Raw genomic sequence first — 15,139 nt, 5'->3', positions numbered from 1 at the left:
GTCGCCGCCACCACCGGCGGCGGCGACGGCGAGCATCGCCCGGAGCGCGTAGTCGCTGCGCGCGGAGACGAACACGTCACTGACCAGCCTGGTCCAGTACGCCCCAACGGCGCCGGATCGCCTTGTCCGCAGCGCCGAACGCGGTGTCTACGAGGAGTCCGACGACCAGGATGACGATCATGATGGCCATCAGCCGTTCCGCGTCCGAGAAATCTCTCGCGTAGGTGAGCTGTGCGCCGATCGACGTTCGCGCGGCGATGACCACGAGCAATTCACCGGCCATCAGACTGCGCCATGCGAAGGCCCAGCCCTGCTTGAGGCCGGCGACGATCGCGGGCAGCGCGGCTGGCGCGATGACGTACCGGTACAGGTTCAGACCTCGGGCACCCAGGTTGCGGCCGGCACGCTGCAGCAGCGGCGGGACGTAGTCCACGCCATGGATGACACCGTTGGCGATGGACGGCGCGGCACCGAGCACCACCACGAAGAAGATCGCCTGTTCGCTGAGTTCGAACAGCAGGATCGCCAGGGGGAACCAGGCAATCGACGGCATCGTCTGTAGTGCCGTGATCATGGACCCGATGGCGGCCCGGAGCACCTTCGACCGAGAGACGCCGAGGCCGAGCAGCAGGCCGACGGCCACTGCGGCGGTGAAGCCGATCACCGCACGCCGTGCCGTGGTGGCCAGCCCGTCCCAGAGCGCTTGACTCAGGAAGTAGTCGGCGAGGTCGGCGAAGACCGGCCCTGGGCCCGGCAGGGCCCACGGGTCCTTCCACCCGGTCCAGACCACGGCCTGCCAGATTGCGATGGCGATGGCCAGTGCGGCGAGCTTGGGCCAGGTGGCCGCCCAGATCCGGGCGCCCCGGGAGACCTCCTTGTCCCGACCGGCGATCTCCAGCGCGTCGAGGCCGGTGATCTCCGCGTCGGTACGCGCCGAACTGGTGAGGGTGTCACTGGCCATGGCGGCCCACCTCCGTACGGAGCCGCTCGGTGACCTCGGCGGCGATGGCGGCGACCTCGGGGGAGTCGATCCGGCGAGGGCGCGGGATGTTCACCTCGGTGGAGTAGATGATCCGGCCGGGTCGGCTGGAGAGCAGGATGATCCGGTCGGCCAGCCGGGCCGCCTCGCGGACGTTGTGCGTCACGAAGAGCACCGAGAGCTTGCGCTCGGACCAGATCCGTTCCAACTCGTCGTGCAGGATGTCCCGGGTCATCGCGTCCAGCGCGCCGAACGGCTCGTCCATGAGCAGCACCGGAGTGTCCAGGGCCAGCGTGCGGGCGAGCGCGACACGCTGCCGCATCCCGCCGGAGAGCTCGTGCGGGCGCTTACGGCCGAAGTCGGCCAGGTGGACGGTGCGCAGCAGTTCGGCCACCCGCTCACGACGCTGGGCCCGGGGCAGTTTGCGAAGCTTGAGGGGCACCTCCACATTGGCGTCGACGGTCAGCCACGGGAAGAGCGCCGGCTCCTGGAACATGAGGCCCGGGTTGACGTCGCCGCCCAGGGTGATCTGCCCACTGCTGACCCGGTCCAGCCCGGCCACCAGGTTGAGCAGGGTGCTCTTGCCGCAGCCGGACGCGCCGACCAGGCAGACGAACTCGCCGGGTGCGACGTCCAGCGACACTCCGTCCAGGGCCAGGACGGCGTTCGCCCCGCGCCCGTACACCTTTGTCACGCCGGAGAGCGCGACCGCTGTGGTCGCGCTCTGCGGCGTCGTCGTGGTCGACGTCATGGTTGGACGACCTCGGGCTTGCCCTGCGCCTTGAGCGCGTTGTTGAGGTACTTCAGGTCGTACAGGCCCTTGAGGTCCACCGGTTCGGTCAGGCCGACGTCGACGGCGTGGTCGAGCCCGGCCTTCAGGGAGGACGAGATCGGGTCGTTGGTGAACTCCAACGTCGGCCACGCCTGCTTGATGAGCTTCAAATCGAGCGGCTTTCCGGTGATCTTGCCGATCGCGTCGGAGATGGCCTGCTGCGCCTCGTCCGGCTTGGTGTTGACGAACTCGTTGGCGGCCACCTGACCGTCGACCAGCCTCTGCACCACGTCCGGGTGCGCCTTGAGGAACTTGGTGCTTACCAGCAGGTTGGTGATGACGAACTTCTTGTCCGGCCACAGGTCGCGCTCGTCGACGAGCACCTTGCCGCCGGCGTTGACCAGGCGGGAGACGAACGGCTCGGGCACCCAGGCACCGTCGATCGCGCCGCTGTTGAACGTCTCGATGGTCTGGGCGTTCTCCTGCGGCACGATCTTGACGTCGCCGCCGCCCTCCTTGGTGGTGGTGAGGCCCTGCTGCTTGAGCCAGTACCGGATCGCCACGTCCTGGGTGTTGCCCAGCTGTGGGGTGGCGATCTTCTTGCCCTTCAGGTCCTGCACGCCGGTGATGGTGGGCTTGACCACCAGCGCCACGCCGCCGGAGGCCGCGCCGGAGATGACCCGGACCGCCTCGCCCTTGGACTTGGAGAAGGCGTTCACCGTCGGGTTCGGACCGATGTAGGTGGCGTCCAGCGCACCGGAGAAGACCGCCTCGATGGCGGCCGGGCCGGCGTTGAAGGTCTTCGGGTCCAGCTTGACGTTGGAGCCGAGCTTCTCCGTGAAGATGCCCTTCTCCACGCCGACGACGGCCGGCGCGTGGGTGATGTTGGGGAAGTAGCCGAGGCGCAGCGTTACCGGGCCGGAGCTGCCGCCCGCGCCCTCGCTGTCGTCGCCGCACGCGGCGGTGCTGCCCAGGGTCGCCGCGCCGACCACGGCGAGGGTGGCCAGGGTGACCAACCGGCGCAGGGGGAGCCGTCTCATCGTCCATCCAATCCGCAGTATTCCTACTTAGTTGGTAGGAAGAGTGGGCCAGGCTGCGGTCAGCGTCAAGGCCCATCCACATGGCGGGATGGAGCATCTCAATTATGTCGGTATTTCCTACCAGCTTGCTAGGGTAATCGGCGTTCGGTCACCGGCAGAGAGGCGACTTCGCGATGACCTTCCACTGGTTCCTGCCCACCTCCGGCGACGGCGACCAGGTCGGTGCCGCCACCGTCACCGCGGGCGCCGCGAGGCACGACCGGGCCGCGACGGTGGCCTACCTGGCCGAGGTTGGCCGGGCCGCCGAGACGAACGGGTTCACCGCCGTTCTCACCCCGGTGGGCGCCGGCTGCCCCGACCCGTGGATCGTCTGCGCCGCGGTCGCCCAGCACACCGAACGGCTCGGCATGCTGGTCGCGGTCCGGGCCGGGTTCGCGCTGCCTACCCTGATCGCCCAACAGGCCGAGGCGTTCCAGGCCATCTCGGGCGGCCGGCTCTCGCTCAACATCGTGACCGGGGGCGACCCGGCCGAGCAGCGGGCGTACGGCGACTTCCTCGGGCACGACGACCGCTACGCGCGCACCGGCGAGTTCGTCGAGGTGCTTCGCCGTGCCTGGGCCGGCGGGCCGTTCGACTACGCCGGACAGCACTACCGGGTCGACGGCGGTGGCCTGGCCACCCCACTCGCGGCGCCGCCGCCGGTCTATTTCGGCGGCGCGTCCCCGGCTGCCGAATCGGTGGCCGCCCGGCAGGCCGATGTGTACCTGATGCGGGGTGAACCACCGACGTCGATCGCGGCCCGGGTCGCCCGGGTCCGGGCGCTCGCCGCCGAGCACTGCCGCACCCTGCGCACGGGCCTCCGGCTGCACGTCATCGCCCGCCCCACCAGCGCCGAGGCGTGGGCCGAGGCCGACCGGCTGCTGGCCGGGATGAGCCCGGAGCGGATCGCCGCCGCCCAGGCCCGGTTCCGTCGGATGGACTCGGTGGGTCAGACCCGGATGGCCGCGCTGAACGCCGGCCGCACCGACGGCCTCACCGTCGCACCGAACCTCTGGGCCGGCGTCGGCCTGGTCCGCGAGGGCGCCGGCACCGCGCTGGTCGGCAGTTACGCCGAGGTCGCGGCCCGGATCGACGAGTACGCCGCGCTCGGCGTCGACGAGTTCATCCTCTCCGGCTGGCCGCACCGCGAGGAGGCCGAGCGGGTCGGCGGCGAGGTGCTGCCCCTGGTGACAGCCCCGGTCGCGGCGGCTCCGGGAAGGTCGCGGGTGGCGAAGGTGTCGACGCGCTAGGGTCGACTCCGTGGCGGCGCGGAGATCCAGAATTCCAGCGACGAAGTATCCGGTCGAGCGGTTCAACCTCGACAACGGCCTGCGGGTGGTGCTCACCCCCGACCGCAGTGCCCCGGTTATCGGGGTGGCGGTGGTCTACGACGTGGGCATCCGCTCGGAGCCGGAGGGGCGTACCGGCTTCGCTCACCTCTTCGAGCACCTGATGTTCCAGGGCTCGGAGAACCTGGAGAAGCTGGCCCACTTCCGGCACGTGCAGGGGGCGGGCGGCACCTTCAACGGCTCCACCCACCTGGACTACACCGACTACTTCGAGACGCTGCCGAGCAACGCGCTGGAACGCGCGCTGTTCCTGGAGGCGGACCGGATGCGGGGCCCCCGGCTGACCGAGGAGAACCTGCGTAACCAGGTCGACGTGGTCAAGGAGGAGATCCGGGTCAACGTGCTCAACCGGCCGTACGGCGGCTTCCCCTGGCTGACCCTGCCTCCGGTCATGTTCGACACCTTCCCGAACGCCCACGACGGCTACGGCTCCTTCGACGACCTGGAGTCGGCGACCGTCGCCGACGCCGCGGACTTCTTCCGCCGCTACTACGCCAGCGGCAACGCCGTACTGGCCGTCAGCGGGGACATCGACGTGGCCGAGGCGACCGAGCTGGTCACCCGGCACTTCGGCGACGTGCCGGCCCGGCCGGCACCGCAACGGCCCGACTTCACCGAGCCCGACCTGACCGCCGAGCGGCGCACCTCGTACACCGACGCCCTGGCGCCGCTGCCGGCGGTGGCCGGCGCCTGGCGCGTGCCCGATCCGGTCACCGACTTCGACGGCTACCTGCCGTACGTGGTGTTGGCCGAGGTGCTCACCGACGGCGACGCGTCGCGGCTGGTCGAACGACTGGTGCAGCGGGACCGCACGGTGACCAGCCTCGGCGGATACCTCGGTTTCATGGGCGACCCGTTCGACGTCCGCGACCCCACCGCGCTGCTGTTGCAGGCGCACCTGCCGCCCGGTGGCGACGTGGACAAGGTGCTGCGCACCATCGACGAGGAACTGGACCGGCTGGCCACCGACGGGCTGACCGACGGCGAGCTGGCCCGCACCCAGGCCCGGATGGCGACCCACCTGCTGCGGGACACCGACGCGGTGCTCGGTCGGGCGCTACGCATGGCAGTGCTGGAGCAGCAACGCGGCGAACCGGGTCTGCTCAACGAACTGCCCCGGCTGGTCGGCGAGGTCACCGAGGAGCAGGTCCGGGCCGCCGCGGCCACCCTGCGCCCGGAGCGCCGGGCCGCCATCGAGGTCATCGCCGGAGGCGTTCGGTGAGCGCGAGGAGTGAGCCGGTTTTGCGAGCCCCACAGTCGCGAACGAAGGTGACACAGTGAGCGCGAGGAGTGAGCCGGTTTTGCGAGCCCCACAGTCGCGAACGAAGGTGACACAGTGAGTATCGCTACTGCTCCTGCCGGCCCGCGTACGCTGCCGCCGCTCGGGCCGAACCGCAAGCTCAAGGTGCCCAAGCAGGCCGAGCGCACACTGCGCAACGGCCTCACCGTGATCGCCGTACGCCGGCCCGCCGTACCCCTTGTCGAACTGCGGCTCTGGGTGCCGTTCGGCCGGGTCCACCTGGCCCGCGGCGCGATGCTCTCGCAGACCATGCTCTCCGGCACCGAGTCGATGTCCAGCGTGCAGATCGCCGCCGAGTTGCAGAAGGTGGGCGGCGGGCTCTCCGCGGGCGTCGACCCGGACCGGCTGATGCTCTCCGGCGCCGGCCTGGTCACCGGTCTGGACCGGATGCTGGAGCTGCTGGCCGAGGTGCTGACCGGCGCCAGCTATCCCGGTGACGAGGTGGCCACCGAACGGGACCGACTCGTCGACCGGATCCAGGTGGCACAGAGCCAGCCTTCGCACCTGGCCCGGGAGGCGCTGCTCAAGCGGATCTACGGCCGGCACCCGTACGCGACGCAGACGCCGGAGCCCGGCCAGATCCGTGCCGTCCGACCGGCGGCGCTGCGCACCCTGCACTCGGAGCGGGTCCACCCGACCGGCGCGCAGTTGGTGCTGGTCGGTGACGTCCAGCCGGAGAAGGCACTGGACGCGGCCGAGCGGGCGCTCGGTGGCTGGTCGGGTGCCGGGCGGGTGGCCGAACTGCCGGCGACACCGCCACTGGAGCCGGGGCCGCTGCTGCTGGTCGACCGGCCGGGCTCAGTGCAGTCCTCGCTGCGGATCGCGCTGCCGGCGGTGTCGCGCACCGACCCGGACCACGCCCCACTGCAACTGGCCAACCTGATCTTCGGCGGCTACTTCTCCTCCCGGTGGGTGGAGAACATCCGCGAGGACAAGGGCTACACGTACGGCCCGCACTCGGTGATCGAGCACTCCGTCGCGGGGTCGGTGCTGGTCGCCGCCGCCGACGTGGCCACCGAGGTCACCGGCCCGGCGCTGCTGGAGACGACGTACGAGCTGGGTCGGTTGGCGTCGCTGCCGCCGAAGCCCGAGGAGTTGGAGCAGGCCCGGCAGTACGCCCTGGGCACCCTCCAGCTCGGCATGTCCACCCAGGCCGGGTTGGCGGCGTTGACCAGCGCGTACGCCGGCAACGGTCTGCGCCTGGACTTCCTCGCCGAGTACGCGGCGAGGTTGGCCAAGGCAAGCATCGACGACGTCGCGCAGGCGGCGGCCCGCTACCTGGCCCCGGCCCGGGCGGCGATCGTGGTGCTCGGCGACGCGGAGCGGGTGACCCCGGGGCTTGCCGCGCTGACCACTGTGCAGACCGAGCAGCAGGCGTGAGCGAGCAGGCCATGGGGCTCAGCAGCGGGGCGCTGGCGTGAGCGGGGAGGCGGCGCCGCCGTTGGCGCGGTCCACGTTGGATCGGGCCGCGCACCGGCGGGGTGACCCGCAGTGGTTGACCGAGGCATGGTTACGCGCCCGGGTGCTGCTGCTCGACTCGACCGACGAGGGTCGGACGCTGGCCCGCACCGAGACGTCGCCTCCGACGTTGGTGCTGTTCGGGGCGGCTGACGTGCCCGCCGGGTCGGAGTCGGTGGCGATGTTCCTGGGTGTCGAGCCGGACGGGGTGCCGGTCTTCGCTGTCGACGCGCCTCTTCCGGCGATCCCGGGGACCCGGGCGGTCCACCTCCGGGAGGTGGGTCACCTGCTCGCCGACCGGGAGGCCGGCATTTTCACCACCGCGCTGGCGCTGGTCAACTGGCACACCCGACACGGTTACTCGACGAGTACCGGCGCGCCGACCGCGATGGACGAGGCGGGTTGGTCCCGGGTGGACCGCAACGGTGGGCGGATCTGGCCGCGTACCGACCCGGCGATGATCGTGCTCGTTCACGACGGCGTGGACGGCCCGGACGGCCACTGCCTACTCGGCAACAACGCCGGCTGGCAGGGCACCCCGGGTGGTCGCCGCTACTCCTGCCTGGCCGGCTACGTCGAGCCAGGGGAGTCGGCGGAGGCGGCTGTGCTGCGCGAGGTCCGCGAGGAGGTGGGCATCGGCGTCGAGCGCATCGGGTACGTGGGCAGCCAGGCCTGGCCGTTCCCCGGTTCGCTGATGCTGGGCTTCCTGGCCACCGCCGACCCGGCCGAGCCGGTGCGGGTCGACCCGTCCGAGATCGCGTACGCCCGGTGGTTCTCCCGCCGGGAGATCGGGGCGGCGTTGGCCGGGCAGACGGTGGACGTGGGCGACGGGGCCCGGCTGATCCTGCCGCCTCCGTCGTCGATCGCGCTGTTTCTCATTCACCGCTGGCTGGACGGCTGGACGGACGCCGACAGCTGAGCACGGTCCCGACCCGTGGCCGCCGTTGCCGCGGCGGTCACGGGCCGGGAACACGGGCCGTCGTGGTCAGCGGGTGCGATCAAACGCGGCGGGGGAGCCGGTCCGACCACGACGGACGACCTGTGGAATCAGGTGCCGGCGCGGCCCGGTCTGTGTCGGAAGGCGGGCCGCGACTCGATCAGCGGGAGGACCTTGACCCGTTGCTTGCCGGCGCGGACCGCGCCGACGGTGGCCAGGGCGCGGGCCAGTTGCAGCGCGGCGTCCCGGTTCTCGGCGTGCACGGTCTGCCGGCGCGGCTCGGGCGTTGTCGTCTCGTCGCGAAGTCGGTGGCCGTCCGCCCAGGCGGCGGCGATGTCCCCGTCAGCGACGGCGCGGATGTCGGTGCGAACGATCAGGAACCGCATGTGGGTCTCCGGATGAACCGCGACGGATGAGCCAGTGTGGAAGTTCCACGTACTCGAGGCCATGTTACGCCCCGTGTTCGTCGCAGCAACTGAAACGCGCCTATCGGTTTCGAGCCTCGTCCGATCGGCGGATGCCTGCTCAGCAGGGTCGCGGGTCGCGGAGCGACCGAGCCTGCGGTACGACGCGACGGGGCCGCCGGCAGTGCGCCGACGGCCCCGTACCAGTCACCGGATCAGTTCAGATCGAACTGGCCCTTCTTCGCCCCGGTGATGAAGCCCAGCCATCCCGCGCGGTTGAACAGCAGCACCGGGCCGCCCCGGTCCTTGCTGTCGCGCAGGGCGACCGCCGACGGGCCGGCGGCCAGCGGGGCGACCTCCACGCAGTTGGAGGTCTGACTGCGTGTGCTGGTACGCCACGGGGCGTCCGCCAACGAGTGGGCGGAGACGGACGGCGTGTTGCGGATTTCGTTCATGGTTCTGCTCCTGATGTGCAGCGATCCGATGGGACGAGTGGTGCCGCACGTCCCGACGGCAGGTCCCCCGTGGATCACCGGTCCGTCAGTCGCCCCGATTCCCGGCGGCGTTGGGTCGGCGCCGTTGCCGGACCGAACGCCACTGTGGATGGGGGCGTTGCCTCGGTCAGCCGTCCCGTCGCCTCGATCAGCCAGGAGAGGGTGTCCGAGGCGTTAAGTGCCGCCTTGCATAGCCACTCGAACACCACTTTATAGCGATTTAGCGTGATTGCCTCGGTCGACATGACGTCGGTGAAGCCACCTTCGATGGCCAATGTCTCCGGATCGAGGGGATCGGCGAACCGATAGACCGAGAAGGCGGTCGGCGGAAGGTACCAATCGCCGATCTGGGTGTCCCGGGGTAGCACGTGCAGAGCCACGTTCGGCAGCAGCGCCAACTCGCAGAGCTGGAGCAGCTGTTCGTGCAGCACCTCCGGCGGCCCGGCCCGGCGGCCGAGAGCCGCCTCCTCCAACACGGCCGTGTAGCGGGGAGCGTGCGGCTCGCGGGTCAGCAGCGACTGGCGGGCCAGCCGCGCCTGCACCTCGGTCTCCGGCTCGTCGCCGGGCTCCGGCTCGCCCGCGCCCGCGTTCACCTGCCGGGCCGACACGATCCGGAGCTGGGCGTAACCGGGGGTCTGCAACAGGCCCGGCACCAGCACCGGGTTGTACTCGGAGATCTCCGCGCAGCCCGCCTCCAACTCGGCCCAGCCGCGCTGCTGCTGCGTCATCACCGGGAAGTTCTTCAACCAGCCGCGCATGTCGCCGGCCTCGTTGGTGATGCCCAGCAGCTCGTCGTGCAGTGCCTGGTCGGCGCCGTAGAGGTCGAGCAGGTCGCCGACGTCCTGCGGGTCCGGTCGGCTGCGGCCGTTCTCCAGGCGGGACAGCTTGGACGCGGAGGCCCAACCGATACGCTCGATGACCTGATCGCCGGTGAGGCCCGCGGCCTCACGTAGGCGGCGCAGTTCGATGCCCAACCGGCGACGACGCAGGATCGGGCTGGGTGCGGCAGGAGGCACAGTGTCCTCTTTCCCGTCGACCGACGCAGACGCGACGGTAACTGTATGAAATTCGCCCCCCACGGTCAGTATGGACGGCGCGACCGGTGTCGGAGGTTCCGGCGAGGGCGTGTCTTGCGAAAATCGCACCACGGGAATGCCGGATGACGACGGACCCGCGGTCGCGGCCCGTCGACCTCGCCCACCCGGGCACGCCATTCCGCCGGAGGGACCCATGCGCACGATCCTGCGCCGACCCGACTTCCGCCTGCTCTTCGGCGGTCTGCTGGCGAGCATGACCGCCGAGTCCATCCTGCTGCTCGCACTCGCCATCTGGGTCAAGGAGCTGACTGGCTCGAACGGGTTGGCCGGTGCCACGATCTTCGCGGTCATCGCGCCGATGACGATGGCGCCGCTGGTCGGCTGGGTTGTCGACCGTTACCCGCGCCGACCGTTCTTCGTGGCCGCGAACGTGGTCACCGCAGCCCTGCTCGCCCCGTTGTTCACCGTCCGCGACGCGGGCGACGTCTGGGTCGTCTATCTGGTGGCGGCCCTGTACGGACTCTCGTCCATCACGCTCGGCGCGGCCCTCAGTGGACTCATTCGCGAGATGGTGCCGATCGAGCTGCTGGCCGAGGCGAACGGCGTTCTGCAGACCGTACGTCAGGGGATTCGACTTGTCGGCCCGCTGGTGGGCGCGGCGCTCTACGCGGCGCTCGGCGGATGGGCGCTGGCCGGGATCGGCATGGTCGGATTTCTGATCGCGGCGGCGGTGGTCACCGCGCTGCCCACGCCGCAGCAGCGGCCACCGGCCGTCCGGCTGCGGTGGCCGGCCGAACTGGGCGCCGGTCTGCGGCACCTGGCCGGCGAGCCGGCCCTGCGGCGGGCCCTGCTCGGCTACGGGCTCGGGTCACTGGTGATGGGCTTCAGCGAGTCGCTCATCTTCGCCTACGTCGACCAGGGGCTCAACCGGGATGCCGCGTTCGTGGGGGTGCTGTTCACAGTGCAGGGCATCGGTGGGTTGCTCGGTGGACTCTTCTCACCGACGCTGGTCCGCCGGCTCGGAGAGGTCGGCACACTGGCCGCCGGGGTCGCCTTCTTCGCTCCGGCCGCGCTCGCGCTCGCGTTCCCCGATCTGTGGCTCGGGTTCGCGGCGGTGCTGCTGGCCGGGGTCTCGCTTCCGCTGACGATGGTGGGTCTGCACACGCTGATCCAGCGCCGCACGCCGCCTTCGCTGGTCGGCCGGGTCGCCGCCGCCACCCAGGCGGTGGTCCGCGGGCCGCAGGCGGTCTCCATCGGGGCGGGGGCCCTGCTGGTCGGGTTCCTGGACTACCGGCTGCTGTTCGCGCTGGTCGGGGCGGCCACCCTGGCCGCCGGCAGCTACCTGTGGCGGGGCCGGCACCTGAGCGCCCCGGCCGGGGCCCGCCCGCCGACACCGCCCACCCGCCCGACGCTCCCGGCACCCCGCCGTCCGGCCGAGGACACCGACCGGTCCGGGCTCCCGGCACCCCGCCGTCCGGCCGAGGACACCGACCGGTCCGGGCTCCCGGCACCCCGCCGTCCCGCCGAGGACGCCGACCGGCCCGGGCTTCCGGCACCCACCGACAGTGGTCACCGTGACCCGTTCCCGAACACGACGAGCGGCCGCCCCGGGTGGGGCGGCCGCGCACCGAGAATGAACCGGCGGATCAGGCGTTGAGCGTCTCCAGGTGCTGCTTCACCTGGGTGATCGAGGGATTCGTCAGGGCGCTGCCGTCGGCGAAACGCAGCGTCGGCACCGTCTGGTTGCCGCCGTTGACGCTCATCACGAAGTCCGCGGCCTTCGGGTCCTGCTCGATGTCGACCACCTCGTAGCCGATGCCCTCCCGGTCGAGCTGCGACTTCAGCCGGTGGCAATAGCCGCACCAGGGGGTGGAATACATCGTCAGCATGGTCGGATCCTCCAACTCCTCCGGCCGCGACTTGGGGATCAAGCCGAGGCTGTTCGCTGCAACGCTGGGAGGAGCTGAGATGATTCCTGGTTGTGGTGGTTCACTCAGCGTCGGAACAGGTGCTCGCCGGGCTGGACCCGGAGCAACGCGCCGCCGTGACCGCACCTGCGGGCCCGGTCTGCATCCTGGCCGGCGCCGGCACCGGCAAGACCCGGGCGGTCACCTCCCGAATCGCCCACCGGGCTCTCTCCGGGGAGATCTCCCCCCGCCACGTGCTCGCTGTCACCTTCACCGCCCGGGCCGCCGCCGAGATGCGACACCGTCTCACTCTGCTCGGGGCGCAGGGTGTCCAGGCGCGGACGTTCCACGCGGCCGCGCTGCGCCAGGTGCGGTACTTCGCCCCCCGGCTGCTGTCCGGCCGCGCCATGCCCGAACTGCTGGACAGCAAGGTACGACTGGTCACCCTCGCCGCCGCGCGGGTCGGCCTGCGTACCGACCGGGCCGCCGCCCGCGACCTGGCCGGCGAGATCGAGTGGGCGAAGTCGTCGCTGGTCGAGCCGACCGAATACGTGGTGGCCGCTGCCCGGGCCCTGCGCGACACACCGCACGAGCCGACGAAGGTCGCCGACGTGTTCACCGCGTATGAGCAGCTCAAACGGTCGAACGGCGTGATCGACTTCGAGGACATGCTGCGGGCCGCGGTGTGGGGCATCGAGGAGCACCCGGACGTCGGCGAGCAGATCCGCAGCCAGTACCGGCACTTCGTGGTCGACGAGTACCAGGACGTCAACCCACTCCAGCAGCGGTTGCTGGACGCCTGGTTGGCCGGCCGCAACGACCTGACCGTGGTCGGCGACGCCAGCCAGACGATCTACTCGTTCACCGGGGCGACCTCGGCGTACCTGGTCGACTTTCCCCGCCGGCACCGCAACGCCACAGTGGTCCGGCTGGTCCGTGATTACCGCTCCACCCCGCAGGTGGTCGGGCTGGCCAACGCGGTGATCTCCCAGGCCCGGGGCACCGAGGCGCGCCTGCGGCTGGAGTTGAGCGGGCAACGCCCACCCGGCCCCGAGCCGGACCTGCGGATCTTCACCGACGAGCCGGCCGAGGCGAACGCGGTGGCCGCGCGCTGCCGGTCGCTGATCGACGCGGGCACACCGGCGAAGGAGATCGCCGTGCTGTTCCGCGTCAACGCGCAGTCCGAGGCGTACGAGAAGGCGCTGACCGAGGCCGAGGTGCCGTACGTCGTGCAGGGCGCTGAGCGGTTCTTCGAACGGACCGAGGTGCGCCAGGCGATGGTGGCGCTGCGGGCGTCCACCCGCTCGATCCCGGGGGAGACACCGCTGCCGGCCGCCGTCGTCGAGGCGCTCACCGCAGTCGGCTGGGCCCCGGACGCGCCCCCGGCCGGCGGCGCCGCCCGCGAGCGATGGGAGGCGCTGTCCGCGCTGGTCCAGCTCGCCGAGGAGTACGCGGCCACCCCCGAGGTCGTGCCGATCGGCGAGGCCGCCTCGGTGGAGCGCCCGGTCACCCTCACCGACTTCACCGAGGAGTTGGCGCGCCGGGCCGCCCAGCAGCACGTGCCGACGGTGGACGGCGTGACGCTGGCGTCCCTGCACTCGGCCAAGGGGTTGGAGTGGGACGCCGTCTTCCTGGTCGGCCTCGCCGAGGGCACCCTGCCCACCACCTACGCCAAGACCGTCGAACAGGTCGAGGAGGAGCGCCGGCTGCTCTACGTCGGGATCACCCGCGCCCGGGAATGGCTCTGGCTGTCGTACGCCGCGGCGCGTTCGCCGGGCGGACGGGCCCGGCGGCCGTCGCGGTTCCTGCCCCAACTGGACCGCACCGGCGGCACGGAACGGGCGACCGGCGGCACCGGTCCGGCCCGCGGTCCCGAGCGTCGGCGAACCCAGATCGTCTCCTGCCGGATCTGCGGCGCGACCCTGCTCGCCGGCCCGGACCGCAAGCTCGGCCGCTGCCCCACCTGCCCGTCCGACATAGACGATGAGCTGCACGAACGGCTGCGCGAGTGGCGGCAGCGGGTGGCCGGTGCGCAGAAGGTCCCGGCCTACGTGGTCTTCACCGACGCGACGCTTGTCGCCCTGGCCGAGCGGCGACCGGGCCGGTCGGAGGAGCTGATCGCCATCGCCGGTATCGGTCCTCGCAAGTTGGGCCTCTACGGGGAGTCGGTGCTGGCCCTCGTAGCCGGCGCCGGGGTGGACGATGTCTGCCCGGAGAAAACTTTCGAAATCTCGTCGTAAATTCGTTTGCCCTCGCCCCGGCGCGAGGAATAGCCTCAGGACACACCACGCGAGCGGCGCCATTCCGGCTGCTCACGAGGTCGGTCCAGTCGATTCGAGGAACGTGAGGGAGGTGGCACCCGTGAAGATCTTCACCTATGAGCGTCTGGCGGCGATGCCGTCTGTCTGCGCTCCGCTGTCGGCTGTCCGGGTGGCCCTTGCGGCTGCACGACCGTCGGTTCCACAGGTGCACCAGGTTCAGGCCGAGCTGACCCTGACCGTCGCGCCCGCTGGAGTCGAGGGGACCAGTGGCTTCACGGGCAATGGCATCCAGGTCGCCAAGAAGCGCATGGATGTCCGCGGCGTTCCACCTCGAGGTAAACCGGTCTGACCATCAGACTCCGGCTCACCTCGAGGCCGCGGAACCCGCTTACCGGGATCCGCGGCCTCAGTTTTTTGCCCGCCGTAAGTACGTCGGAATGCGATCCACGAGATCGAAGTGAGAGAGAGGTGACCGGGAGATGAGTCTGGCGTTGGCCCCCCTCGACATGAGCGTCGAGATGGAGGCGAACCTGCCCTGCCGGAAGTTCGACCCCGACCTGTGGTTCTCCGACTCGCCCACCGAGCTTGAGCTGGCCAAGTCACTCTGCGGGGACTGCCCGCTGCGTGTCGAATGCCTGGCTGGAGCCGTTGAGCGAGCGGAGCCGTGGGGCGTCTGGGGCGGCGAGATCTTTGAGCGTGGCGCGGTTGTCCCGCGTAAGCGGCCCCGTGGCCGTCCGCGCAAGGAGGACGTCGCCCGTGACGCCGAGCTTCGGGTCGAGGCCGAGGCGCGCCTGGCGGCCAGTGGGCTGTCGGAGGTGCGTGGCGCGGTCCGGCTGGCAGCCTGACATGTTCCCGACCCGTTCCAACTACGCCGGTGGCACACCGGCAGTGAGTGAGAAAACGATGTTGAACGTTCCGAGTGGAGCCTTTGAGATGCAACTACTCCACGAAGCGTTGTCCCGGGCTCGAATGCGTCGGCCTCAGGCCGGTCGTACCACCACGAGCACTGAGGCAACCCGATCCGCCCGTACCGTCGCCATGACCAGCCGCAACCAGGCGGCCCGCGACCTGGGCGTTCTCTAGTACCACCCCACGCAGAAGGGGGGGGGGGGGGGGGGCCCCCCCCCCGCCCCACCGGGAAAACCCCCCCGGCGCGCGCCGG

The 15,139-nt window shown here is 71.0% G+C and carries 14 protein-coding genes and 1 pseudogene; 8 read left to right on the top strand and 7 right to left on the bottom strand.

Annotated features, from left to right (window positions below):
- Positions 1 to 76 precede the first annotated feature (76 nt).
- Genes AB0B48_RS23390 through AB0B48_RS23380 form a run of 3 tightly spaced genes read right to left on the bottom strand, consistent with a single transcriptional unit; the run spans position 77 to position 2,791 of the window.
- Positions 77 to 961 carry an ABC transporter permease gene (locus AB0B48_RS23390; RefSeq protein WP_357204798.1) on the bottom strand — a complete coding sequence of 295 codons (885 nt, stop codon included), beginning with the start codon at positions 959 to 961 and terminating at the stop codon, positions 77 to 79.
- Complete coding sequence (locus tag AB0B48_RS23385; protein ID WP_357204796.1) at positions 951 to 1,730, bottom strand: ABC transporter ATP-binding protein; 780 nt, start codon at positions 1,728 to 1,730, stop codon at positions 951 to 953. Before AB0B48_RS23385 ends, AB0B48_RS23390 begins: the two co-directional genes overlap by 11 nt.
- The gene (locus tag AB0B48_RS23380) at positions 1,727 to 2,791 is read right to left on the bottom strand and encodes an ABC transporter substrate-binding protein (protein WP_357204795.1); all 1,065 of its coding nucleotides are present in this window, start codon (positions 2,789 to 2,791) and stop codon (positions 1,727 to 1,729) included. The genes AB0B48_RS23385 and AB0B48_RS23380 overlap by 4 nt, the downstream gene beginning before the upstream one ends.
- A gap of 173 nt (positions 2,792 to 2,964) precedes the next feature.
- Here AB0B48_RS23380 and AB0B48_RS23375 point away from each other — a divergent pair, with 173 nt between their 5' ends.
- The 4 genes from AB0B48_RS23375 to nudC all read left to right on the top strand — a co-directional run bounded on the left by AB0B48_RS23375 (position 2,965) and on the right by nudC (position 7,856).
- Positions 2,965 to 4,080 carry an LLM class flavin-dependent oxidoreductase gene (locus tag AB0B48_RS23375; RefSeq protein ID WP_357204793.1) on the top strand — a complete coding sequence of 372 codons (1,116 nt, stop codon included), beginning with the start codon at positions 2,965 to 2,967 and terminating at the stop codon, positions 4,078 to 4,080.
- A gap of 10 nt (positions 4,081 to 4,090) precedes the next feature.
- The gene (locus tag AB0B48_RS23370) at positions 4,091 to 5,401 is read left to right on the top strand and encodes a pitrilysin family protein (RefSeq protein WP_357204791.1); all 1,311 of its coding nucleotides are present in this window, start codon (positions 4,091 to 4,093) and stop codon (positions 5,399 to 5,401) included.
- A 114-nt stretch (positions 5,402 to 5,515) separates the two neighbouring features.
- Entirely contained in the window at positions 5,516 to 6,859 is a 1,344-nt protein-coding gene (locus AB0B48_RS23365; protein ID WP_357204789.1) for a pitrilysin family protein, read from the top strand.
- A gap of 37 nt (positions 6,860 to 6,896) precedes the next feature.
- A complete protein-coding gene (gene nudC / locus AB0B48_RS23360; protein ID WP_357204788.1) occupies positions 6,897 to 7,856 on the top strand; it encodes an NAD(+) diphosphatase in 960 nt (319 codons plus the stop codon).
- Between the two features lie 128 nt (positions 7,857 to 7,984).
- On the opposite strand, the gene AB0B48_RS23355 is transcribed toward nudC, so the two are convergent.
- From AB0B48_RS23355 to AB0B48_RS23345, 3 genes are all read right to left on the bottom strand, one after another.
- Positions 7,985 to 8,260, bottom strand: a complete 276-nt coding sequence (locus AB0B48_RS23355) for a hypothetical protein (RefSeq protein ID WP_357204786.1) — start codon at positions 8,258 to 8,260, stop codon at positions 7,985 to 7,987.
- Positions 8,261 to 8,493: 233 nt separating this feature from the next.
- Complete coding sequence (locus tag AB0B48_RS23350) at positions 8,494 to 8,733, bottom strand: DUF397 domain-containing protein (protein ID WP_357204785.1); 240 nt, start codon at positions 8,731 to 8,733, stop codon at positions 8,494 to 8,496.
- A gap of 74 nt (positions 8,734 to 8,807) precedes the next feature.
- Positions 8,808 to 9,788 carry a helix-turn-helix transcriptional regulator gene (locus tag AB0B48_RS23345; protein ID WP_357204783.1) on the bottom strand — a complete coding sequence of 327 codons (981 nt, stop codon included), beginning with the start codon at positions 9,786 to 9,788 and terminating at the stop codon, positions 8,808 to 8,810.
- Between the two features lie 214 nt (positions 9,789 to 10,002).
- Between AB0B48_RS23345 and AB0B48_RS23340 the strand changes: the two are divergent.
- Positions 10,003 to 11,196, top strand: a pseudogene (locus tag AB0B48_RS23340) (MFS transporter); the annotation flags it as partial.
- Positions 11,197 to 11,455: 259 nt separating this feature from the next.
- Here AB0B48_RS23340 and AB0B48_RS23335 read toward each other — a convergent pair.
- Positions 11,456 to 11,698 (bottom strand): mycoredoxin, encoded by a 243-nt coding sequence (locus AB0B48_RS23335; RefSeq protein ID WP_112681335.1) that lies wholly within the window; start codon positions 11,696 to 11,698, stop codon positions 11,456 to 11,458.
- Positions 11,699 to 11,790: 92 nt separating this feature from the next.
- Between AB0B48_RS23335 and AB0B48_RS23330 the strand changes: the two genes are divergently transcribed.
- The 3 genes from AB0B48_RS23330 to AB0B48_RS23320 all read left to right on the top strand — a co-directional run bounded on the left by AB0B48_RS23330 (position 11,791) and on the right by AB0B48_RS23320 (position 14,822).
- The gene (locus AB0B48_RS23330) at positions 11,791 to 13,956 is read left to right on the top strand and encodes an ATP-dependent DNA helicase UvrD2 (protein WP_357204781.1); all 2,166 of its coding nucleotides are present in this window, start codon (positions 11,791 to 11,793) and stop codon (positions 13,954 to 13,956) included.
- A gap of 121 nt (positions 13,957 to 14,077) precedes the next feature.
- Positions 14,078 to 14,326 (top strand): hypothetical protein, encoded by a 249-nt coding sequence (locus tag AB0B48_RS23325; protein WP_357204779.1) that lies wholly within the window; start codon positions 14,078 to 14,080, stop codon positions 14,324 to 14,326.
- 130 nt (positions 14,327 to 14,456) lie between these two features.
- On the top strand, positions 14,457 to 14,822 hold the full coding sequence (locus tag AB0B48_RS23320; RefSeq protein WP_030490434.1) for a WhiB family transcriptional regulator: 366 nt from the start codon (positions 14,457 to 14,459) through the stop codon (positions 14,820 to 14,822).
- The last annotated feature ends 317 nt before the right edge of the window (positions 14,823 to 15,139 follow it).

Source organism: Micromonospora sp. NPDC049089, assembly GCF_040648775.1.
In the GTDB taxonomy this organism is placed as follows: domain Bacteria; phylum Actinomycetota; class Actinomycetes; order Mycobacteriales; family Micromonosporaceae; genus Micromonospora.
This window is presented reverse-complemented; position numbering and strand designations above follow the sequence as displayed.